Raw genomic sequence first — 22,197 nt, 5'->3', positions numbered from 1 at the left:
CCCGAATCACATCTATGTGATTCGGAAATTTGAATTACTGCGTTATCGCCACTCTAATTATTTTTGATTCCAAAAGAAATCTTTGTCGATTTGCTGAGTACGAATCAGGTACTCCAACTGCTTTAATCTGGTAAATCCTCTAAACAAGAAAGTATCTTCAGTCATATCAATTTGACGGAACAAATCAAATAACTGTTGAGCGCCACGTTGAGCATTCCAGTCACACTTAAATCCGGGGAGGATAGAGTTAATTTTCTCGAAAGATACTCGATAGCTACGATTATCTGAACCGTTATTACCAAAGGTTAATTTACAACCAGGGAAAGTATCAGCAATAATTTCGGCGATTTCTTTAACGCGATAGTTATTCTGTGTATCTCCCACATTAAAAACTTGATTGTGGACAATATCTCTGGGTGCTTCTAAGGCGCAAACAATGGCTTTGCAAATATCCAAAGCATGAACTAATGGTCGCCAAGGTGTACCATCACTGGTCATTTTAATTTCTTTGGTAGTCCATGCTAAACCAGCTAAATTATTTAAAACAATATCAAATCGCATTCTGGGAGAAGCACCAAAAGCGGTAGCATTCCGCATAAAGGTAGGAGAGAAATCATCATCAGCTAATGGTTTAATATCTCTTTCTACTAATGTTTTACATTCAGCGTAAGCTGTTTGGGGATTAACAGGAGATTCTTCTGTGACATCGCCTTCACTCGCAACGCCGTAAACACTGCAAGAAGACATATAAATAAAGCGACGTACCCCCATGGTTTTCGCTAAATTAGCTAACCGGACAGAACCTAAATGATTAATTTCATAGGTAATATGAGGTGCTAATTGTCCAGCGGGATCGTTAGAAAGTTCCGCCATGTGAACTATTGCATCCACACCTTCTAAATCTTCAGGAATAATATTACGAATATCTTTGTTGAGGGTTTTCGCTGTGATGTCAGTTCCGTTATATAGCCAACCAACTTTATAAAAACCTGTATCTAATCCGATCACTTCGTGACCTCTAGCGATTAATAAAGAAGGTAGTAAAGACCCAAGATATCCTTCTGTGCCTGTGACTAATATTTTCATTGTTTTTAAATCCTTGTGATTGATGTTTTCAGATGTTCAATACCACAATATTTTTAAATTTTTGCGGTAGTTAATGATGTTAATTTCAGAAATTTTCGAGCCACCCTTCTCCAAAAAGTATCCCGCCATCCTGACCAAGATGTCATGTCAAGATATTGAAAAAATAAATCTTTTTTCGGGTGTTTACATTCTGCTTGCAATCCTGCACACCAGGGTTTAGGAGAACTAATGAAGTGAATAATGTAAGGCTTATGTAGTAGTTCCTCATAAACATCTTCTGGGTAAGGACTCTCTTGCCAGGATGAATAATCATATATTCTTGGCAGTTGATTCCAGCTTGGATGAATTTCTTGCCATTGACCTGCCAAAATTGCATTTAGACCATCTTGATTCTGTACAATTTCACATGAGAGTGGTATCAAAAGTTATTATTTACTTAATTTGCAGCAGATTAAGAGTAGCCCTAGCGAATTTAGGGTAGATGCAAAGTAATTAATCAAAAGTTAACTTTTAACTGCCATTTCCAGGAGAGGAGACTCTTGAGCGATTTGTTTAACAATCGCTTTGCCAATTTCTAGAGAAGATGTAGCTGCGGGAGAGGGTGCATTGCAAACATGAACAGAGTTATCACCTTGGATGATTAAAAAATCGTCTACCAAGGAGCCATTATTCATTAATGCTTGTGCGCGAACTCCTGCATGGGTGGGTACTAAATCTTCTGCTTGGACTTCGGGAATCAGTTTTTGCAAACTTCTGACAAAGGCGGCTTTACTAAAGGAACGAATAATTTCTTGAATGCCTTCATCAGCGTGTTTGGCAGCTAGTTTCCAAAATCCGGGATAAGTCATCACTTCGGCAAAATCCCGCAAGTCAAAATCGGTTTTTTTGTAACCTTCGCGTTTGAGACTGAGAACTGCATTTGGCCCTGCGTGAACGCTATTATCAATCATGCGGGTGAAGTGAACACCCAAAAAGGGAAAGTCCGGGTTAGGAACGGGATAAATTAGGGTTTTGACTAGATAGCGTTTTGCAGGTGTGAGTTCGTAGTATTCACCTCGGAAGGGGACGATTTTAGCTTCAGGATTAGCTTTTCCTAATTGTGCAATGCGATCGCTATGCAATCCGGCACAATTGATCAAAAATCTGGTTTGAAAACTACCATTGTTAGTTTCAATTACCTGATTTTTACCACTCGCAGAGATTTGCAGAACTTTGGTATTGAGGCGTAAATCTCCACCTTGCTTTTGAATTAGTTCAACGTATTTTAAACAAACTTGTTTGTAATTAACAATGCCTGTAGATAAGACCCTAATTCCACCTACACAACTAACATGAGGTTCGATTTCTTTAACTTCTTCAGAACTAATTCTCTGCACTGCTATGCCATTATCTAAACCTCGTTTGTAGAGGTTTTCTAGTCGTGGTATTTCTTGGGTATCTGTAGCCACAATTACTTTACCACAAACTTCATGTGCAATATCATGTTTTTGGCAGAACTCTACCATTGAGCGACTACCATCACGGCAAAATTGAGCTTTAAAACTGCCTGGTTTATAGTAAATCCCTGAATGAATTACGCCGCTATTATTACCTGTTTGATGAAATGCCCATTGACTTTCTTTTTCTAATACTAAAATCTTGGACTGGGGATAGCGTGTTCCTAAAGCCATTGCTGTAGAAAGTCCAACTATTCCCCCACCAATAATCGTAAAATCGTACATGAGAAATTCTTCCCCAATCTAAAATCTCAAATCCAAAAGCCAAAATTGATCCAGCGGTTGTCGGTGGTATGAGAACATAAAGTTATCATAAAACTTAGACAGTACAAGACTTTCAACTCTGTCACCTGTCACCTGCTATGTCACCAAACTTTCCAAGGAGCTTTATCATTTTTCCATAGCTCCTCTAAGTATTGTTTATCTCTTAAAGTATCCATTGGCTGCCAAAAACCATTGTGTTTATAAGCTGATAGCTGTTCCATATCAGCTAGTTTTTCTAATGGTTCTTTTTCCCAAACAGTGCTGTCATCAGTAATAAAGTTAATTACTTCAGGTTCTAGGACAAAATAACCACCATTAATCCAAGCACCATCACCTTCAGGTTTTTCCCGAAAACTAGCAATTTTAGTTTGTTCCTGTCCTAAAGAAATTGCTCCAAATCTTCCTGCTGGTTGGACTGCACTCAGTGTTGCTAAGGTTTTTTGTTCTTGATGAAATTTGATTAATTCGGTAATATTTACATCACAAACACCATCACCATAAGTAAAGCAAAAAGTGTCATTACCGATATGTTCTCTAACTTTTTTTAAGCGTCCACCTGTCATGGTATTATCACCTGTATTTACTAAGGTTACACGCCAAGGTTCAGCATATCCAGAATGTATACTCATCTGGTTAAACCGCATATCAAAAGTCACATCTGACATATGCAAGAAGTAGTTAGCAAAATACTCCTTGATGATGTAACCTTTGTACCCACAACAAATGATAAATTCATTAATACCATGAGCCGAATATATCTTCATGATATGCCAGAGAATTGGCTTACCTCCAATCTCAACCATCGGCTTTGGTCGGATACTGGTTTCTTCACTGAGGCGTGTACCCAGACCGCCAGCCAAAATTACCGCTTTCATGCAATTACCTCAAAGATTTATTTGTCTGTCGGTTATTATTTGATTTGTTTGGGATGAGGAGGATGCACAACAAATAGAGAAACCATCTAGATAAAAAATTAACTTCTATATAGTTTTCTCTATAACCAATCTAGAAATAATTTAACTGCAAACTGCGTAAAAATTATAAAGAATCAGTAAAATTAAAATATTTTATATGTAAAAAAACAATGAATACCAGTAATAATATTTCAGATTTATACATCCAACAAAAATCTATCAATATAATATAAATACCCTCAAAGAGTACCTACCTCTAGAGGGATACTTAGCTATCCAATCCTGATAAATGAGATCAAATTCAGCTAGTTAGGGCTTGCTGATAGCGGAGCGTGGCTTAAGCCATATAAACGCAAAAACACTAACAGATAAAACACTAACAGATAAGGCTTTCAGACTTTTTGATGTGAACAAAGTGCAAGGTTTTTCCAGGAGGAGTTTCAGAAAGAAAGCTCACAAATATGATAAGTATTCAACCTGACATGATATGAACACTTATGGATTTTGCGGCTTAACTTGATTAAGAATAGTTGAATTTTGGAATAAACTATCACATTTTTTGGAGACAATAACACAAATATTACTGAGAGCTTGCTGGTAGTTATCCATATCCTCATCCTCAAGATAAATTTGAGCAGATTTTTCTAAATCCTCAATAGCTCGAGCATGGTTTTCTTGCTCTTTACTTTCTCCATATTGTGCTAATTCATAATGAACCATACCTCGTTTGAGATAAACTTTAGCCATGCGGGGATTGATATTTAGGGCTTGGTTAAAATCAGCAATCGCCTGTTTATATTCTTGAGCATAATTACTGCTATATTGGGCAAATTGATAACGGGCAAGACCACGCTGAAAGTAAGCTTCAGCTTTATGAGCATTCAGTTTAATTGCCTCGCTAAAATCCGCAATTGAATTTTGGTATTCTTGTTGGAAATTACTGCTATATTTAGCTATTTGAGAACGAACAATACCCCGTCTAATATAAGCTTCAGTCTCACGATAATTGATGTCAATAGCGGTGTTAAAATTGTTGATAGCTTTTTTATACTCTTTGTCAGGGTCGCTACTATAATCAGCCAGCATATAATAAACATTGCCGCGATTTACCAAGGCTTTAACTTCATGGGGATTAATTTTTAGCGCCTGATTATAATCTGCTAATGCTCCTTCGTAATCACTCAAATTATAACGGGCATTCCCTCTATTGATATACAATTTAGAAAAGTTAGGATTTCTTTTGATACCTTGGGTAAAATTTTCAATTGCTTGTTCATAGCTCCGCTTTTGATAAGCATCATTACCTTGGTTATAGTAATCTTCAAAAGTGCGCTTGTCAGTCTGAAGAATATTATTTTCTGTGCTAGATATTAAGCTTTGTTGAGTGTAAGGATTTTGGGAAACAAAAGGACGAGTAAATTTAATCATTACGTCCAAATACCCCAATAAACCAACACCTAACAAACAAAAAATAATAGTATAAAACTTCAATTTGTTTGGCTTTTTGGCTGGTTGATAAGCATAAACATTTTGGTTAAATACTGGTTGCCAATGATGTAGTGGCGATGTGGGAATACCTGGCTTGCGTAGCCGAGGAGTTTGGATATGGCGCTTTCTGGATTTGCGGCGTGGTTTGAGATGTTCTCCAGAAGCAATCCCCTCCAATGATGGAAAAGGATCACGTCCACCTAATTGTAAAGCACGTTCACACCAAGGACATTTATCGAGGTGGTGATGATAGAAATGCTGAGGATTTACAGCACAAGTGACCAGGCTTTCTTCGGCCTCAGCTATTGCTGACAACCAAGCTTGAGCAGTAGGACGCAATTCAGGGTTGCTGTTACCATCTTCAAAACAACGCACAAACAGTTCCTGTAAGCGGGGATGAAGCATCTCCCAAGGGGGTGCTATGGGGGTGGGCAAATAAGGAACTTTTTGCTTTTGACTATAAGTGAAATGACCAGCAACTATTCTGGCTTCATAAGCGGGTGGGTCAAACAGACCTTGAAAAATTCCTGAAAATGGATGAGTGCCTTCCATTAATAATTGAAATATCAGCACTGCCAACCCAAATAAATCATGGTAACTTTCCCGATCATAGTCAGCAAAAGTTTTATTTTGTAGTTCTGGAGGTGTATACTCTGGTTTACCTACTGAACAACGATAAATAATATTTTGCTCTGGATCACGTACTTGGAATGAATCTGTATCTACTAAGGTGACTAATGCCGTATTACTCACCAAAATATTGGATTCATTTACATCCCCAATACAGTATTGACTCGCGTGCAAAGCTGCAAAGGCAGTTGCTAGATTACGCGCAGTACGCAGTAAATATTGATAACTAAATAACGGGCAATTTTGGCGACGAGTTCCTGGATTGTAAAAATCCATAATCGGCCGCATTCCCTGAATGCGCGGCATTAAAAAGCCGATGATGCTACCACTGCCATCCGCTGCTTGCAACAATTCCTGTGGCCAAGCGATGGAAATATGCCCCAAATTAGCTGTAGGGTTTTCGGGGGGATTGGCAATCATGGCCTGAAGTTTGTGAGCATAGGTATCAATTGGCTTGTGATAGATTTTTGCCACTAAATTTTCATCTGATGGCACTGCATAAACACAAGCTTCACCGCCACGCCCCAAACTAACAGTGAGATTGAGAGTTTCTTGCTTGGGAAGACAACGAAGTACCTGCATGGTGGAATAATGCTTAGAAGAAGTGATTAAAATTAGTCAACTGTTAAAGCCGAATGATGGGGTAATGGCAGGGAACAGGATTGAACATCTTTTTGTTACTGTTTTTATGATAACTGTCTGTTCTCATTCCACTGACAACCACTATAAATAATTTTGACCAATGATCCCTTAATGGTACAAGCCCCCGCATTTATCCGTGGGTCAATCCAAAATCCAAAATCCTGTGAGAAAATTACTTTGACTGTTTATGGCGCTCATGAGTTTCTTAATGCTGCTATCACCAAGGTCAAATCATCATCAGTTCGTTGGGTAATTCGCTCAGAGCATAAAAACTTTACTAACTGTTCTTTGGCCATAGTCTTATCCTCAGCATTCGCTACAAACTCGAATAAAGGTAAAAAGAATGGTTTGTGAGGCTCACCCACTAGCATATTCAAAGCCAGCATTTGTAGTCCATCGGTAAGAACACTAATATTGACTATTTCTTGATGCCATATTTTGATTTGTGCTGTCTCTAAGGCATCAGGTGAAGTTAAAAATGTGGTTTCATTAATGTATTCACCGCTCTTAGGGATGGTTAGGGCTATCAGGTTGCCTGTGCTATCTTTGGCTACGGCTAAACCATCACCGATTTGGGCTACAGCTACAACTTTTGGTGTGGCGATCGCAATAATTAAGGTAGTTGCTAAATCATGGGGTTGATGTTTGCCAACCTCTGCCTCATCTTCTACTGCTTTTTTGGCTGCTAACATAGCATCAGTTAGCAAACCCTGTAACAAAGCATCATCAGCAAAAGTGTTATGGCTAATTTCACTGTGTGAGATAGATTTTGTTGCCGTCTCCACAGCAATCATCGCTCCCACCTTACCCAAAGTTGCAGAACCAGCCCCATCTGCTGCGGCTATCACTAACACATTATTGGGCAATATTTGCCAATGGTGAGCATCTTGACACAACTGCTGGTTTTTGATGTGGCTAGTCCCACATACAGAAGCGGACACTATCCGCCATTGAGAAATCTGTTTTGGTGTGTTCATAACTTTTTTCACAGCTAAGTGCTGTAATTTTGATTAACCCAACCTTACACAGTCAAGAGTTATAGCAGTTGCCAGATAGCTGAGGAAATAGAGTGGGAAAAACTCACACAGGAAAAGATTTTCACCTCTGTTCCCTGCTATAACTGAATAACTGTTAAACAGATCCCCAACCTATTGGCGGTAGTGCTACTTGTTCATCTACTTTGGAGTGGGAGACAGCGGACATACTAGCTGAAAGCCACACAAACATTTCAATAAAGTTTAATCCTTTTAGCTTGAGTGGAGTACGCACTGCTATTTGATTTAATCTGGTCATGTTCGCATCTTCTACTCCTACAGTAAAAAAAGCAACGCGCTTATTTGCTTCATCTCCTTGTAGACGCTGTACTGCTTGCTCAATGACATTATCTAGCTCACCTTGCGGTTCACCATCTGTAATCATAAATACCCAAGGACGGTAGTAAGCAATGCCATTAGCGCGATATTGGGATTTACGTTCTTGAATTATTTCTAAAGATTTATGAATTCCTGCCCCCATTGTCGTTAGCCCTTGGGCTGTTAGAATAGGTGGGTTGAATTGATCTGCGGTGACAAAATCTTGCACAACGTTAACATGAGTATCAAATGTCACAATTGCCACTTCTACTCTTCTAGCAGCTAAGGAATTTTTTACTAGCTCATCCTTAAAGGTCAGCAGCCCTTGATTTAAAGCCTCGATTCGTTCTCCCTGCATTGAGCCAGATGTATCTAGCAACAGCACGCAGGGACAACGTGGTTCTGGGTTTTCTGCAAATTCTACGACTTCATCTAGTTTTAGTGTATCCAGCATAACCTTTTGTGTTATGTTATAGTCCAAAGCTTTAATTTCCTTTTCTCAAAGTATATAGTTTCCCAGACTAGTACGACTAGAATAATGGTATTTGGGGGTAGATCGCTGAAATTTCATTAATTCACTTATTCTCAACAAATTCTCTATTTCAGGAAACTTGAATCACCATATAGTTGATTTCAATCTCATTGATGAGGAGGTGTGAACATTATTTGTTGTAGTGGATGTACCATAATTTATTCAACAAATTCGCCAGATAATAATCAATATATACATTTACCTAAATAAAAAATTTAAAGATTTTATGTTGATTAAAAACCCGAAAATAATCATCATTAATTGATATGCTTATTGTTACACTGTAAAAAATTGAACTTGCAGTTGCAAGCAAATGATATAATAAGTAGAAAGTAACAGGTTGTTACTGAGTGTTTTTTTCTGGTTGGTATTTTACATTTAATTATCTCTCACTACTTATTATTTACCAATTGATGATTGATCACAGTTGTCAGTTGGATGAAAACAGGCAGTTCTCATCAACCACAAATCCAAGAAGACTTTCAAACCTGTTCTCTTCTATAGCAAAATATAAAATGGAATCCAATACTTAACCGGAAAACTTTTCTTTTTCAAGATTAAGTCAAATTTTTAGAAAAAACTGTAAAAATATGAATAATACTGGCACATTTAACAAACTATCTCCTGAAGGTTTATTAAGACAGTTAACTAACTGCTCGGATACTACTTGTTTACAAGTCTTGAATAACTCAGTGTTGTGGTTAATATACTTAGATCAGGGCAAAATTATCTATGCTACCCATTCAGTAGAACCTTTTGATAGATTAGAACGACATATACGTCGTCTTAGTCAGCAAATCCCACAACTGACTAATGAAATTAGAGTGCAATTACGTTTGACTTTTGAACCTGATTGGCAAACTCAGTCAAGTAAGCCTGAGCATAATTTCAACAGTCAACTGCCAGAATATCAAGCTATTCACTGGCTTGTGACGCAACAACATTTACCCTCTCACCAAGCAGCATTACTGATTCAAGAGTTGGTCAAAGAGGTGATTGAATCATTTTTGCTGGTTAGAGAAGGAACTTATGTTTTAACAGAACCAGTCAATAGTATTCCTAAAATTTGCAAGCTGGATACAGAAAATATTATAGACCGTTGCCAAAAACGGTTGCAAAATTGGCAATATTTCACGCCCCAAATATCCTCTCCTTTTCAACGTCCATACCTGCTGATTAACAGTAAGTTCTATGATAAACAACTACCAAAACTACAAGAAAATATCACTACCTGGATGAAGGGTTTTAGCCTGCGTCATTTGGGAGTCATTATGAATGTGGATGAAGTGGAACTGGCTCGAATTTTATACCCTTATATACTTCAGGGTTCAATTATTTTACATGAACCAGATCCTCCATTTGATAAATTACCTAAGACATTTACAGATTTTTCAGAATTTCCTCAATATAGGATACCAGTAATTAATGAAAAATCTTCCTCTGTCGAAGTATTAGCAGATGTAGCTGATGGAGTAGAAGATTATATACCTGAAACTTCTACTTTATCAACAGCAACCCTTGAGCAGTCAAACATACCCAATAACATAGAATCTGGTGAAGAAACCGTAAACACTGCTACGATAACCGCTAAGAAAATCTACAAAATTATTTCTGTAGATGATAGTCCGACTATTCTCAAAGAAATCAGCCGTTGTTTAGAAGATGAAAATGTGGCTGTAGTAACGATTAACGATCCAGTTAAAGCGGTGATGTCTATTATTAGGCATAAACCGGATTTGATTTTATTAGACCTGAGTATGGCAGGAATTGACGGTTATGAGTTATGCCGAATTATCCGTAACAATTCCATGTTTAAGGAAATCCCGATTATTTTTGTGACAGGAAGTAAGGGAATTGTTGATAAAGTAAAGGCGAGAATGGTAGGCGCTTCTGGTTATTTAACAAAACCTTTTACTCGTGCTGAGTTGCTAAAAATGATTTTTATGCATTTGGCATAGTTGACTTTTGGCAATTGTAGCTTTATTCATTCCACTCAGAAAGGATTGAGATCCCCGACTTTTGAGATCAGTCTGGGATCTTATTGTTAAGGAAGAGTTTGGTAGCAACCTGATTTTTCACATTTAATCAATTTTTATCAAAATCACACTTACTGAAATTCGCTGTTATTAAGAATTTGACAGCAAAACGCATATCTAATTTATGAAGATATGTATTGCAATTTTTTAATGATTTTTAATGATTTACTTAGTCCATTTTTGGTATTATGTCAGTTGAATTGCGTAAGTGCTTAAAAATTGATTTTACTCAGGGAAATAGATGGTAGAGTTTAAAACCGGATGGATCGTTGATGAAACTGATGATAGAGATTATTTCTTAGAAACTGTTATCAGCAAATTACCGCCACAGGAACGAGAAACAGAAGGAAAAAATATTAAACTTGAACGGGCTTTATTTGCTAATGATGATGATTCACCTATATTAAGAAGAGCATTGCGGTTAGTACCAGAAGAAGAATGGAAGGCGAAAAGACACAGATATAATCAGCCTACCTATTTATTTTTACCTTTAGTTAAAAGTAAGAAATATCAAAAATATCTGGCATCATTACAAAATCAAGATTTATTTTTACCAGAATCAGTTGATTTAAGAGAGTGGTTTTCTCCAGTTAAAAATCAAAAAAGTATACCAGCTTGTACAGCCTGTGCAGGGGTAGCTTTAATGGAATATTTTCAAAATCGCATGAATGGGAGTGTGAATAAAAATTCTGCTCCTCAAAATGAAAATGATGTTTCTGATTCAAAACAAGAGAATCTTTCTTGGATGTTTCTTTATAAAGTAACCAAAGAATTGATGGGCTTAACCAATAAAGCAAAAGTATCAAATGAAGATGAGGGAGCTACAATTAGAGATACATTTAAAGCAATGACATTGTTTGGTGTAGCCCCTGAAAAATGCTGGAATTCTGATGTAAAAACCTTAAATGATGAACCTTCACCATTTTGCTATGCTTATGCCCAAAATTATCAAGCGACTCATTATTTTAGATTAGATAAACAGGATGAATCTCAAAAAAGTAAAGAGGAGGTATTGGAAAGTAGAAAAATATTATTAGTCCAAATTAGAATTGCTCTAGCTTCTGGGTTTCCGGCAATTTTTGGGTTTCGTGATGCTAATATTCTGGAAAACAATATTACTAACGATGACCAGATAAAAGAAAAGTCGGAGAATATCGAGAGGTTAGGGCAAATTGATGTAGTTAAAATTAATAATTCCAAAAATCAAGAAGGCCATGCACTGGTGGCAGTTGGTTATGATGATAATATGGAATTTAAAAATCCTAATAAGTCTGAAGAACCTTTAAAAGGTGCATTTTTGGTTAGAAATTCTTGGGGAACAGAAACATGGGGAGATAAAGGTTATGGTTGGCTTCCCTATTATTATGTTGAACAAGGTTTAGCGACTAATTGGTGGTCTTTATTAAATGCTGAGTGGATTGATTTTAGTGGAGTTGGGTTAGAAGTGAGTCAAAGTGGAAGTTCTATATTTGAAAACATAAATTGTAGTTGTTGCAATAAACCGTGGGAAACAGCAAGTTGTTGTCATAAAAATTGTTGACAAATATCAAAAACTTCTTGAATATTTTGTTTGTTTTGGTCTTTATTAATTAATAAATAATCTTTGATATGTAAACAACTATCTTCTAATAAATTGCTGATATTTGAATTTTCTTTCAAATCCCAAATTTTAATTGTAGTGTCTCCACTAGCAGAAATAAGCGTCCAGGGATCTTGAGGATTAAAACTTATATCTTTAATATCTTCTTGATGTCCAAGTAATTGGATTTCATATGATGTTGTATTTTCATCTGTTGAGACTGATGGTTTATAATTTTTCCTTACTTTGTCTATATCCCAAAATAAAATACCTTTATCTATATCACGATAAGATGTCGCTATTTGGTTATTTTGGTTAAATGCTATACTGAGTAAACCTAGATAGGATTGAATTTTTCCTATTACAGTATAATTTTTGGTGCTATCTAAAATTTTAATTTCTCCATTATTTTTAGCAAAAGCTAATAGTTTTCCATCTGGACTAAAACGAATTTTATTAATTGCTGTATTATCTCTATTAATCGATTCCCATATTTTTGTTTTATTGGGAATATTCAATATATTAATATTACTACCTTGATAACTATAAGCTAAAGTTGCTGTGTTTGCGTCAAGACGAAAATCTAAACTAAAGTTCTGAGAAATAGTATTATTATTAATTGGTTCTTTAAAGATAGTTGTAACTTGCTCCAGTTGACTGTATTCACTTAATTTAGCAGTATTAATAGTACCGTCAGCGCAGGAGAAAGCAATTATTTTATCATCTTGTCCAAAAGTCACATCATATATATATGTATTGGATACTTTTTTAGTTGAGATATTGACTAATTTATCATCAACTATTTTCCATAATATTAAGTAACCATCTTCACTCCCAGAAACAATAATATCATTATTTTTGTTACTAAACCTAACAACATTAACTGCATTATTTGTAATTAAAAATGTATCTAATAATTTGCCTTTTATACTCCAAAGCTTAATAGTGTTATCAGCACTGGCAGAAACAATTTTATCTCCATCAGGACTAATACTAATACTCCACACTTTTTTGCCATGACCTTCTAATCTATTTCTCTCCTTAACTCCATATACTATAGTTTTAATGTCATCTCTAATTTCATTGGTTTTGTCTTTATCTAAATTAATTTTGTTTAATTTATCTAATGCTTTAACACTTGTCATCAATGCACCAATTTGATCATGTTTATCATAATAATCTTTTTTAGCTTCGTCACGTAAGTTGATAACAGACAGTAACTGTTCCTTATCTTTTTGCAAATTAATTCTGTATGATAATATTCCTAAAGAGGCAGAAAATAATAACAATCCACTAACAATAATAGTTGCAATTTTTTGAAATCTTGCTACTTGAAGTTGAATTTCTGCAAATTTTTGAAGTTTCCTTACTTGCTCTAATTCCCTTTCAATTCTGACAATTGTTTCTTGCTGATCTTTATCCCTTTTTTCTATACTCCTGCGAATATAATCTTCCTCTTGTTCAGGGAGTTTTTCTAAAGTTCTCTCTTTCCATTCTTCAATAGCAGCTAACCTCGCACCTGTGAGTAAAGCATCATCAGATTTATGGTAAATTTCTCGCCATTCTCGACAAGAAGTTTGTAAACTTTGACTTAAACGAATATCATCACGACTGTCTGTAATCCAATTCTTTAATAAAGACCATTCACTAAATAAAGCTTCGTGAGCAACTTCTACTGTTTTTTCAGTGGTGACAATTAAACGAGCATCTACTAAACGACTGATAATATTATTTAATTGTGATTCTGAATTAACTATCTCTTTTAATCTTTCCCAATTTGCTCGTTTTCTAGTAACTTCTTTTCCATCCCCTAAATTTACCAACTCCATCGCAAATAAACGACGGATAAACTTTTTATCATTTTCAGCAGTGAGACTATTGTAGAGACGATTTGCTGTTTTTTCTAATGCACCTTTTACTTCACCAATTTTTTGATAACCTGCAAAGGTTAACTGGGAATTTTCATTAGATTTATTTTGAATACAAGCATCCCATAATTCCTTTAAAGCATATTGCATTAAGGGTAAAGCGCCGGGTTGTTGTGCTACATCATCAATAATTTTTGATACTAAACCAGATTCAAAGGTGACACCATGTAATTTCGCAGGTTGTGCGATCGCAACTTCCAATTCTTCTAAAGATAGGGGTTGTACGAGATAAGATGTTATTTGATTTTGATTAATTAAATTTGCTGCTTCGGGATATTCAGCGCATTTATCTAAAAAATCTCCCCGCATAGCAATAATTACACGAGTCTGTTTTTCTTGGTTGGTGACTTCATTGGCAATTAATTGAATAAATCTAATTCTTTCTTCTTCGCTTTGGGTAAGAGTAAAAATTTCTTCAAATTGGTCAATAAATAAGATATAAGGTTGATTATCTGGATGATGGTCGAGAACTTCTTGTAATTTATAAAGAGGATGAGAACCTGGAGTTAAAATCTCCCTCTTCCAGTTACTACTACCCGCAAAATAATTATCACTCAATTCATGTAATAAACCCGCTTTCACTAAAGAGGATTTACCACATCCAGAAGCACCAATTACAGCTAAGAACCGAGAATTAGTCAGGCGTTCTAACAATGCTCTCACTGCATTTTGTCGTCCATGAAATAGATAAGCTTGCTCTAAATCAAAAGACTTTAATCCTAAATATGGATTATCTATATTGAGAGTAATTTCAATATTTTCTAAATCATTTTCTTGAGGAGGATAGGTTAATAATTGAATAGATTTTCCCCAACCAAAACGAATAGCTTCTTGCACTGAACCGTACAACTCTCGGCTAATACTGTCAAATAAGCGGTCGCCAGTAATACTTCTTTTTGGATCAGCGTTTTCTTCGGAAAATGCTTTAATTAAAGCAGTAGTAAAAACACTGTGGGATTCACCCTTAATAATTTTGCCTTCTTGAAAACTGCGACAACCTGCAATTAGATAATAATCTTTTTGGGCGCTAAAAGCATTGAAACTACTTTCTAATAGATTCCTTTCAATAAAATAACCACTGTGACAACAGTCTAAAATTACAACTAAGTTACTTAAATGAGAATTGCGAATTTCTTCATTGAGTTTACTAAAGGGAATACCATTTTTTTGTCCAATGATGCGACTACCATCTCTCTCTAATTGACAATCTGAGGCTGCTAAAAAACCTTCAGAATTTCCCAAATAAGGTGAAACTGTTATTCCATGTCCAGTAAAATAAATCAGTGCTTCGCTATCTTCTGCTTGTTTTGATAAGAACTCCTGTAATTGTTGCATTACTGACATTCCTGTCACTGGTTGATTTACCATTTCAGGATAGTTATGGTTCTCGATATTACGGCGGTAGGGATAACGTCTGACTTGTTGAAAATTGCCGTATTTTTCCAGTATTTGGGCAATTGCTTCAGCATCACCAGTTGGTGTTGGCAATTGACCAAAGTAACTATACTGAGAAATACCAATTACAAGTGCATATCGAGTCATAGGTAAACAAATGGTAATTGTTGTTGACAATTATCTCAATTTAGGATGTTATAGATACCAGTACGATAAACTATTTTGAGCGAAAAATAGTTAAAACTTTAGAAAAAGTAAATTTCAATTTATGTCAGAATCCCAATTAGAAATTCTCCGCTTTGAAGAAAATGGTGAATCTTATGAAATTTATATAGAGTCAAAAGGTAAAGAAGATGTATCTCTACCTAGCCCAGTTTATGATCATGACACGGGTGAAATTGGCATGGGAGATAATCCCGCATTGGTAAAATTGCAGCAAGCCAAAAAAATGATGCGGGGTTATGCGATGTATGCTGTCAGTGCTTTTAAGGATTTTGGCGCAGCAGAAATTGAGGAAGTAACCCTGAAGTTTGGAATGAAAATTGGTGGGAAAGCTGGCATTCCTTTTATTACGGAAGGTAGTGCTGAAAGTAATTTAGAAATAGAGGTAAAGTGTAAATTTCCTCCTAAAAACACTAATTTACCTGGATAAAATCTTTGTGTTCTGAATGAAAATAGTGATAATTTTGGACTTTTAACTAAGTTTAAAGTTGTAATCTGTACGCATATTCTCTAGGATTTTTCCACTTTGATTCAAAAACAAGAGAACCTGTTGTATAAGTTTACTTCTAGGCTAATCTAGGGATACTATACTGACTACTATACAGGTGAGAAAGTCCCACTTGTACAGATTAATCACTATTAAAGTAATTACCTATGGCACAAGTTGTATTAGAGAACGTTTATAAAAGTTTTCCTCCTCGCAAGGGGGAAGGTGTGACGACACAGATGTCATCACCAGAAAAAGAAGGTGCAGATAGTATAAATGTCCTGCGGCGCATTAATTTAACCATTGCCGATGGTGAATTTATGGTGCTGGTGGGTCCCTCTGGTTGCGGTAAAAGTACCTTGCTGCGGTTAATAGCTGGGTTAGAGGTGATGACTGGGGGTAATATCTGGGTGGGCGATAGCGCCAGTGCGCCCGCAGGGCTTCGCTTGATTAATGATTTACCTCCCAAAGAACGAGACATTGCAATGGTGTTTCAAAATTACGCCCTTTATCCGCACATGACGGTGTATGAAAACATCGCCTTTGGCTTACGTCGGCGCTTGGGAAATAGGGAAACTGTTTCTTCACCTTTACTACGCAAGTGGGGAGAAAATGTCCTGGTAGGAGTGACGAGAAAGTTGCCCAAAGGACTGCGTTATCTTTCTGAACAAGAACGAATAGTAGATCAAAGAGTGCGGAATGTTGCCCAATTATTACAAATTGAAACTTTATTAAATCGTTTACCCAAACAGTTATCTGGAGGACAAAGACAAAGGGTAGCATTAGGAAGAGCGATCGCCAGAAATCCCCAAGTATTTTTAATGGATGAACCATTATCTAACTTAGATGCGAAATTACGGGCGGAAACTCGCGCCCAAATTGTGAAATTGCAGCGTCAGTTGGGAACAACAACCATTTACGTCACTCATGATCAAACTGAAGCCATGACAATGGGCGATCGCATTGCCATTATGTCTGGCGGAAAAATTCAGCAAGTCGCACCACCATTAGAACTCTACAACCATCCTGCTAACCGCTTTGTAGCAGAATTTATTGGTTCACCACCAATGAATTTTATTCCTGTAGAATTTCATGCACCTTTATTAATTACCCATGCTAACTTTCGTTTCACCCTGCCAGAAGTATGGGGAAGACCATTACAAAAATATGATGGACAAACTTTAATTTTAGGTATTCGTCCAGAACATTTAACTTTGAGTGTACCCGCCACCAAAAATTTACCTGTGAAAGTAGATTTGGTAGAAAATTTAGGGAATGATAGTTTTTTATCTGTGAGAATTGATGATCCAGATTCACCAAGTACAGAAGGTCAATCTTTGCAAGTGCGAGTTCCTCCCGATAGATTTATTAGTTTAGGTGAGCAACTTTGGTTATCACTTATTCCTGAAAAGATTCACTTTTTTGATCCAGAAACCGAGTTAGCAATATAGCAACAGCTAAGGTGGTTAGGACATCAACAAATGATAAAACCCAGTAAGAATTCAGGAGTCAGGAGTCATAATTATTCCAGTCAGGTGGGCATTGCCCACCTATTTTTGTTGTTGATATATAGCTGTAGACAAGTGTAGTTAGGACATTTGCCAACACTAAAACTTAGACTCTTAAACCCGGATTTCTCACTGTCACCTGTCACCTGTCACCTGTCACCTGCTATAGTTGATGTCCTAATATTGATGGCTATAGCTATAGGAATAATATTTGATTGTTTTGAAGCTGGGTACACTTTAATCCTTTACAATCCTCTTGCCTAATTCACAATAGTATAAGTTGACTAAAACCTACTTCCTTTCTGGATGGGTTGTTTCCTCTGGAGAAGGAATAGCTAATTGGTTAATTGCGGCAATCATCTGATACAAACGCCCCAAATCACGCTGATTGAAATACAAAACTAACCGGGGTAAATCCGATGTTTCATCTTGACCTTCTTGGGGTAATGCCTGACTTTTCTTAATTCTGCCTGCCACCAGAATGTCACTGAAATTATCATTTAGTGCTTCTACATCTGCATCTAATAACTCTTGTTTGAGGCGGATGATCAATTGATCACCTACATAGCGACTAGAGTGATAAACTTGATAAAAACGGGTAATGGCATTGCAAGCAACTTCCAAATTATCTGTCACCGTGTACAGACTAGGATCATCTGGACTAACAAGACCTTTTGCCACCAATTGTTGATCAATATATTGACTCCAAGAATGCCAATAATCGCCACCAGGAGGATCAATTAAAACTAAAGGAACTGGACCAAATTTACCTGTTTGGCTTAATGTCATACATTCAAAAGCTTCATCCTGAGTTCCAAAGCCACCAGGAAATAAAGCCACAGCATCACTTTCTTTGAGGAGGAATAGCTTGCGGGTAAAGAAATATTTAAAATGAATTAGTTTAGGGTCTCCATTAATAATTGGATTTGCCTCTTGTTCAAAAGGTAACTGAATATTTAAACCAAAAGAATTATCTCGCCCTGCACCTTCTTGACCCGCGTGCATAATTCCACCACCACCGCCTGTAATCACCATAAATCCCAACTGACAAACAGCACGTGCAAACTGCACTGCCATTTCGTACTCAGGGGTTTCTGGCGCTAAACGAGCAGAACCAAATATAGTCACTTTGCGGATGTGCCGATAGCCATAAAAGAGTTGGAAACCCCTTTCCATATCTGCTAAAGCCGCAGATAAGATTTTCCAGTCCAAACGGTCAACTTCACTATCAGCCAAACGCACTATAGTAGCAAGTGCCTGCTGAATAAATTGCCGATGTTTTAAGGTCGGTAAACGATCTATTAATTCAGCAATATCAGCTTGGAGAGATTCTAGTATTTCAAATGAAGTTTCAGAAGTCATGAGAACTGCCACAACAATGGCATTATATTTTATCTAAATTTCAGTCAATCACAAACTTCAGTCAATCACTTTCCTTTTTTGTTGAGCTTGGGTGTAGGCGAGTAATGAGCAATGAGTGGAAATCCTAAGCAACCACTCGGTACTGCGTACTCCACTACTGTCACCTGCTATATATTTGTTCCCAATTGACAAAACAAGGACATACCCGTAATAAAAGATACATCCTTACCTGTAAAATATCTTAATTTATGTAGAAAAAGTTTTCTGGAGACGCAAATGTTACGCCTCAGAAACTAATTTACAATTATTAACCTAAAGCTCTAGGCAATGGACGACTCATTGACAATCTTCCGCCTTAGCGCAGTTACACCAGATACATCTGTAGTTTGTCCTCTGACAGACGATTTGTGTTTCACAGAAACCTGCTTTTTAGTACAAGTACCTACAGGTCTTACAGTTACATCTTTACAGATGTAGCAAAAGTCTTCTTGGAACATTCAAGATAGAAGTTTGTAGCCAATTGAGGTTTAAAGATACTTTTCCAAAGTTGTAGCTAATGTAGATTTAGGTACAGCACCGACAACCATATCCACTTTTACTCCCTCTTTAAAAATCATTAATGTGGGAATGCTACGGATACCATACTGACTGGCAACTTGAGGATTTTCATCAGTGTTGACTTTCACAACTTTGATTTGTCCTACATACTGAGCGGCGATTTCCTCAACGACAGGAGCTACCATACGGCAAGGACCGCACCAAGGAGCCCAAAAATCAACTAAAACAGGAACATCGCTATCGAGAACTTCCTGCTTAAAACTAGAATCTGTAACACTTGCAGCTGCTGACATTCCTAAAAACCTTTGACTATTATATTTATCAGTTTCGTGAAAATTCTACCATAGCAAAAACATCAGCTTAGGAGTTAAGGATGTACATTTGCAAAGAACCTATAGAATTTATGTCTGAACATAAGGAACCGCCCGAACAGTAGTCCGGGCGGAGTGTGGTGTGAGGAGTGAACGGAAACATGCGTCTCCGCTATCTCTATTGTAGGCGACATCTGGAATTTTTCCAGAGATTGTTTAAGGTACTGAAAAAATTTTTATTTGTCAGTTGTTAGTGGGAACAGGGAATAGGGAACAGGTAAGAGGCAAGAGGCAAGAGGCACTCATGCAAGAGGCAAAAAGTATTATTCTCCTTCGCTCCCCTGCTCCCCTACACCCTACACCCTACACCCTACCCCCTACACCCTACACCCTATTATTTACCCATACCCAATTGTTGGGCTTTTTGGTAAACTTTACCTTCCGTTAACAGGGAAGGAGCAATAACAACTTCAACTTGCTGCATTTCTTTGATATTTTTTGCTCCTAATGTACCCATGCTGGTTTTTAAAGCGCCCAGGAGATTATGAGTACCATCATCTAATCCGGCTGGGCCTGTCAGTATTTGCTCTAGAGTACCTGTCGTACCAACACGAATACGAGTACCACGGGGTAAAACTGGGCTAGGAGTTGCCATACCCCAATGATAACCTCGTCCAGGGGCTTGGGCGGCTCTAGCAAAGGGAGAACCAATCATCACTCCATCAGCACCACAAGCAATACATTTACAAATGTCGCCACCAGTAATTAAACCACCATCAGCAATAACAGGGATATAGTTACCAGTTTCTTGATAGTAATCATCTCTGGCTGCGGCACAGTCTGCGATCGCTGTTGCTTGCGGTACACCTACACCCAAAACCCCACGAGAAGTACAAGCAGCACCAGGGCCAATGCCCACCAAAACTGCTGCCGCACCGGCTTTCATTAAATCCAAAGTGACTTCATAAGTCACACAGTTACCCAATACCACTGGAATGGGCATAGAACGGCAAAATTCTGCCAAATCCAGAGGTGTAATAGACTCTGGTGACAGGTGGTCTGTAGAAACTACCGTCGCTTGGATAAAAAATAAATCAGCCCCAGCTTTAGCTACAACTTGACCGAATTTACTAGCACCTACTGGAGTAGCACTCACAGCTGCAATACCGCCCTGTTGTTTAATTTCCTGAATACGTTTTTCAATTAATTCTGGCTTGATGGGTTCGGCGTAAAGTTCTTGCATCAAGGAAACAAATTCATCTTTGCCCACAGATGCAATCCGATCTAAAATCGGGTCTGGGTCAGCATAGCGAGTTTGGATACCCTCTAAATTTAGAACTCCTAATGCTCCCAATTGGGACAAACGCACAGCCATCCCTACATCAACAACACCATCCATTGCACTGGCAATAATGGGAATTTCTCGCTCAATATTGCCAATTTGCCATTTAGTATCCGCTAAACTCGGATCGAGTGTTCTGTTACCAGGTACTAAAGCAATTTCATCAATGCCATAGGCTCGGCGAGCCTTTTTTCCCCGCCCAAGTTGAATTTCCACGCTTTCACTTTTCTCAAATCTGTTTAAGCTAGGGTATCAAATTGTGGCGATATTGGGTATTGGGTAGAAATCAATTCAAAATTCAAAATAGTGCTTCCAGCAGGCTACGCCAACAAAATTTCAACTTCAACAACTCCTGTCTACAGTTATAGCAGGAGGCAGGAGGCAGAGGGCTGTCTTGCAGGAGGCAGGAGTAAAAGCCTTGTTATATCTACGTTTCAAGGATTAATAATGTCCTAATTATCCTGGCTACAGTTATACTAGCCGCTCCTCCTGACACATACACCCTATTTTCGCTCATCTGTCACCTGCCACCTTTTCTTTTGCACCTGTGTAACCAGTTGCTACCCACAAAATAGCTCTGGCTCCATCACGGATAGATTTTTCAATAGGTTCTGATGCTTGTTCTGAGGGAACTGACACTGCTTTGAACTCAATACCTCGACTCCCTAAAACAATCTCGCCAATCACACAAGCGCGGCGCATATGAAAATCAGAAGTGATTAAATAAACGCTTTTAATCCCCCGTGCTTGCAAGTCATCTACGAGCGTAGTAAAATTAGTAACTGTATCCACAGCTTCATAATCTAAATTTAATCGGCGGGGATCAACTCCAGCTTTAGTAAATACTTCTCTTGTATATCTAGGCGGACTACCCCCAGTAATCCATATTGGTATATGCGGATGCTTTCTAGCAAAATCTGCTGTGAACTTCTCCCTTTCTAAACGTCTAGTAGAACCGCCCAAAACTAACATAGCTTGTGGATGTACAATTTGGTTTTGTACTTCCTTATATCCCCACCACACCAACAAGGGTACGATAAAAGACATAAGTCGCAAATATTTACC

16 protein-coding genes and 1 pseudogene are annotated in these 22,197 nt (G+C 37.4%); 5 read left to right on the top strand and 12 right to left on the bottom strand.

Going from position 1 to position 22,197, the window contains the following annotated elements:
• Positions 1 to 57 precede the first annotated feature (57 nt).
• The 7 genes from A0J48_RS03935 to A0J48_RS03905 form a co-directional block, all read right to left on the bottom strand.
• Positions 58 to 1,086, bottom strand: a complete 1,029-nt coding sequence (locus A0J48_RS03935; RefSeq protein ID WP_200320512.1) for an NAD-dependent epimerase/dehydratase family protein — start codon at positions 1,084 to 1,086, stop codon at positions 58 to 60.
• A gap of 53 nt (positions 1,087 to 1,139) precedes the next feature.
• Positions 1,140 to 1,508 carry a glycosyltransferase gene (locus A0J48_RS03930; RefSeq protein ID WP_234300704.1) on the bottom strand — a complete coding sequence of 123 codons (369 nt, stop codon included), beginning with the start codon at positions 1,506 to 1,508 and terminating at the stop codon, positions 1,140 to 1,142.
• 81 nt (positions 1,509 to 1,589) lie between these two features.
• Positions 1,590 to 2,807, bottom strand: coding sequence for an L-2-hydroxyglutarate oxidase (gene lhgO / locus A0J48_RS03925; RefSeq protein WP_200320510.1), 1,218 nt, complete (start codon positions 2,805 to 2,807; stop codon positions 1,590 to 1,592).
• Positions 2,808 to 2,947: 140 nt separating this feature from the next.
• Complete coding sequence (gene rfbF / locus A0J48_RS03920; RefSeq protein WP_200320508.1) at positions 2,948 to 3,721, bottom strand: glucose-1-phosphate cytidylyltransferase; 774 nt, start codon at positions 3,719 to 3,721, stop codon at positions 2,948 to 2,950.
• Between the two features lie 534 nt (positions 3,722 to 4,255).
• Positions 4,256 to 6,460 (bottom strand): tetratricopeptide repeat protein, encoded by a 2,205-nt coding sequence (locus A0J48_RS03915; protein ID WP_200320506.1) that lies wholly within the window; start codon positions 6,458 to 6,460, stop codon positions 4,256 to 4,258.
• Positions 6,461 to 6,714: 254 nt separating this feature from the next.
• Positions 6,715 to 7,497: a PP2C family serine/threonine-protein phosphatase gene (locus A0J48_RS03910; protein ID WP_200320504.1), complete on the bottom strand. Its 783-nt coding sequence runs from the start codon at positions 7,495 to 7,497 to the stop codon at positions 6,715 to 6,717.
• 154 nt (positions 7,498 to 7,651) lie between these two features.
• On the bottom strand, positions 7,652 to 8,326 hold the full coding sequence (locus tag A0J48_RS03905) for a vWA domain-containing protein (protein ID WP_200320502.1): 675 nt from the start codon (positions 8,324 to 8,326) through the stop codon (positions 7,652 to 7,654).
• A gap of 668 nt (positions 8,327 to 8,994) precedes the next feature.
• Between A0J48_RS03905 and A0J48_RS03900 the strand changes: the two genes are divergently transcribed.
• Complete coding sequence (locus tag A0J48_RS03900) at positions 8,995 to 10,362, top strand: response regulator (RefSeq protein WP_200320500.1); 1,368 nt, start codon at positions 8,995 to 8,997, stop codon at positions 10,360 to 10,362.
• 319 nt (positions 10,363 to 10,681) lie between these two features.
• The gene (locus A0J48_RS03895; RefSeq protein ID WP_200320498.1) at positions 10,682 to 11,980 is read left to right on the top strand and encodes a C1 family peptidase; all 1,299 of its coding nucleotides are present in this window, start codon (positions 10,682 to 10,684) and stop codon (positions 11,978 to 11,980) included.
• Here A0J48_RS03895 and A0J48_RS03890 read toward each other — a convergent pair.
• A complete protein-coding gene (locus A0J48_RS03890) occupies positions 11,965 to 15,489 on the bottom strand; it encodes an nSTAND1 domain-containing NTPase (protein WP_200320496.1) in 3,525 nt (1,174 codons plus the stop codon). The genes A0J48_RS03895 and A0J48_RS03890 overlap by 16 nt on opposite strands.
• Positions 15,490 to 15,610: 121 nt before the next feature.
• Between A0J48_RS03890 and A0J48_RS03885 the strand changes: the two genes are divergently transcribed.
• Both A0J48_RS03885 and A0J48_RS03880 read left to right on the top strand, forming a co-directional pair.
• Positions 15,611 to 15,994: a CU044_2847 family protein gene (locus tag A0J48_RS03885; RefSeq protein ID WP_200320494.1), complete on the top strand. Its 384-nt coding sequence runs from the start codon at positions 15,611 to 15,613 to the stop codon at positions 15,992 to 15,994.
• A gap of 224 nt (positions 15,995 to 16,218) precedes the next feature.
• A complete protein-coding gene (locus tag A0J48_RS03880) occupies positions 16,219 to 17,502 on the top strand; it encodes an ABC transporter ATP-binding protein (protein ID WP_200320492.1) in 1,284 nt (427 codons plus the stop codon).
• 348 nt (positions 17,503 to 17,850) lie between these two features.
• Here the strand turns inward: A0J48_RS03880 and A0J48_RS03875 are convergent, their stop codons facing one another.
• Positions 17,851 to 18,921 carry an LOG family protein gene (locus tag A0J48_RS03875; RefSeq protein WP_200320491.1) on the bottom strand — a complete coding sequence of 357 codons (1,071 nt, stop codon included), beginning with the start codon at positions 18,919 to 18,921 and terminating at the stop codon, positions 17,851 to 17,853.
• 327 nt (positions 18,922 to 19,248) lie between these two features.
• On the opposite strand from A0J48_RS03875, the gene A0J48_RS03870 reads away from it, so the two are divergent.
• Complete coding sequence (locus A0J48_RS03870; RefSeq protein WP_200320490.1) at positions 19,249 to 19,398, top strand: hypothetical protein; 150 nt, start codon at positions 19,249 to 19,251, stop codon at positions 19,396 to 19,398.
• Between the two features lie 50 nt (positions 19,399 to 19,448).
• On the opposite strand, the pseudogene trxA reads toward A0J48_RS03870, so the two are convergent.
• The 3 genes and pseudogenes from trxA to A0J48_RS03855 form a co-directional block, all read right to left on the bottom strand.
• Positions 19,449 to 19,790, bottom strand: a pseudogene (trxA, locus tag A0J48_RS03865) (thioredoxin); the annotation flags it as partial.
• 394 nt (positions 19,791 to 20,184) lie between these two features.
• Positions 20,185 to 21,348, bottom strand: coding sequence for a GuaB3 family IMP dehydrogenase-related protein (locus tag A0J48_RS03860; protein WP_200320486.1), 1,164 nt, complete (start codon positions 21,346 to 21,348; stop codon positions 20,185 to 20,187).
• Between the two features lie 297 nt (positions 21,349 to 21,645).
• Positions 21,646 to 22,179, bottom strand: coding sequence for a YdcF family protein (locus A0J48_RS03855; protein ID WP_200320484.1), 534 nt, complete (start codon positions 22,177 to 22,179; stop codon positions 21,646 to 21,648).
• Positions 22,180 to 22,197: the final 18 nt, after the last annotated feature.

Source organism: Sphaerospermopsis aphanizomenoides BCCUSP55 (assembly GCF_001586785.1).
Classification (GTDB): Bacteria; Cyanobacteriota; Cyanobacteriia; order Cyanobacteriales; family Nostocaceae; genus Sphaerospermopsis_A; species Sphaerospermopsis_A aphanizomenoides_A.
Note: the sequence above shows the minus strand (reverse complement) of the source record. Positions and strands in the feature narration are given on the sequence as shown.

Coding starts and splice junctions, on each gene's coding strand:
- A0J48_RS03910 (WP_200320504.1), bottom strand. CDS start 7,497: ATGAACACACCAAAACAGATTTCTCAATGGCGGATAGTGTCCGCTTCT.
- A0J48_RS03915 (WP_200320506.1), bottom strand. CDS start 6,460: ATGCAGGTACTTCGTTGTCTTCCCAAGCAAGAAACTCTCAATCTCACT.
- A0J48_RS03935 (WP_200320512.1), bottom strand. CDS start 1,086: ATGAAAATATTAGTCACAGGCACAGAAGGATATCTTGGGTCTTTACTA.
- A0J48_RS03870 (WP_200320490.1), top strand. CDS start 19,249: ATGGACGACTCATTGACAATCTTCCGCCTTAGCGCAGTTACACCAGAT.
- A0J48_RS03885 (WP_200320494.1), top strand. CDS start 15,611: ATGTCAGAATCCCAATTAGAAATTCTCCGCTTTGAAGAAAATGGTGAA.
- A0J48_RS03895 (WP_200320498.1), top strand. CDS start 10,682: ATGGTAGAGTTTAAAACCGGATGGATCGTTGATGAAACTGATGATAGA.
- lhgO (WP_200320510.1), bottom strand. CDS start 2,807: ATGTACGATTTTACGATTATTGGTGGGGGAATAGTTGGACTTTCTACA.
- rfbF (WP_200320508.1), bottom strand. CDS start 3,721: ATGAAAGCGGTAATTTTGGCTGGCGGTCTGGGTACACGCCTCAGTGAA.
- A0J48_RS03875 (WP_200320491.1), bottom strand. CDS start 18,921: ATGACTTCTGAAACTTCATTTGAAATACTAGAATCTCTCCAAGCTGAT.
- A0J48_RS03900 (WP_200320500.1), top strand. CDS start 8,995: ATGAATAATACTGGCACATTTAACAAACTATCTCCTGAAGGTTTATTA.
- A0J48_RS03905 (WP_200320502.1), bottom strand. CDS start 8,326: ATGCTGGATACACTAAAACTAGATGAAGTCGTAGAATTTGCAGAAAAC.
- A0J48_RS03890 (WP_200320496.1), bottom strand. CDS start 15,489: ATGACTCGATATGCACTTGTAATTGGTATTTCTCAGTATAGTTACTTT.
- A0J48_RS03855 (WP_200320484.1), bottom strand. CDS start 22,179: ATGTCTTTTATCGTACCCTTGTTGGTGTGGTGGGGATATAAGGAAGTA.
- A0J48_RS03880 (WP_200320492.1), top strand. CDS start 16,219: ATGGCACAAGTTGTATTAGAGAACGTTTATAAAAGTTTTCCTCCTCGC.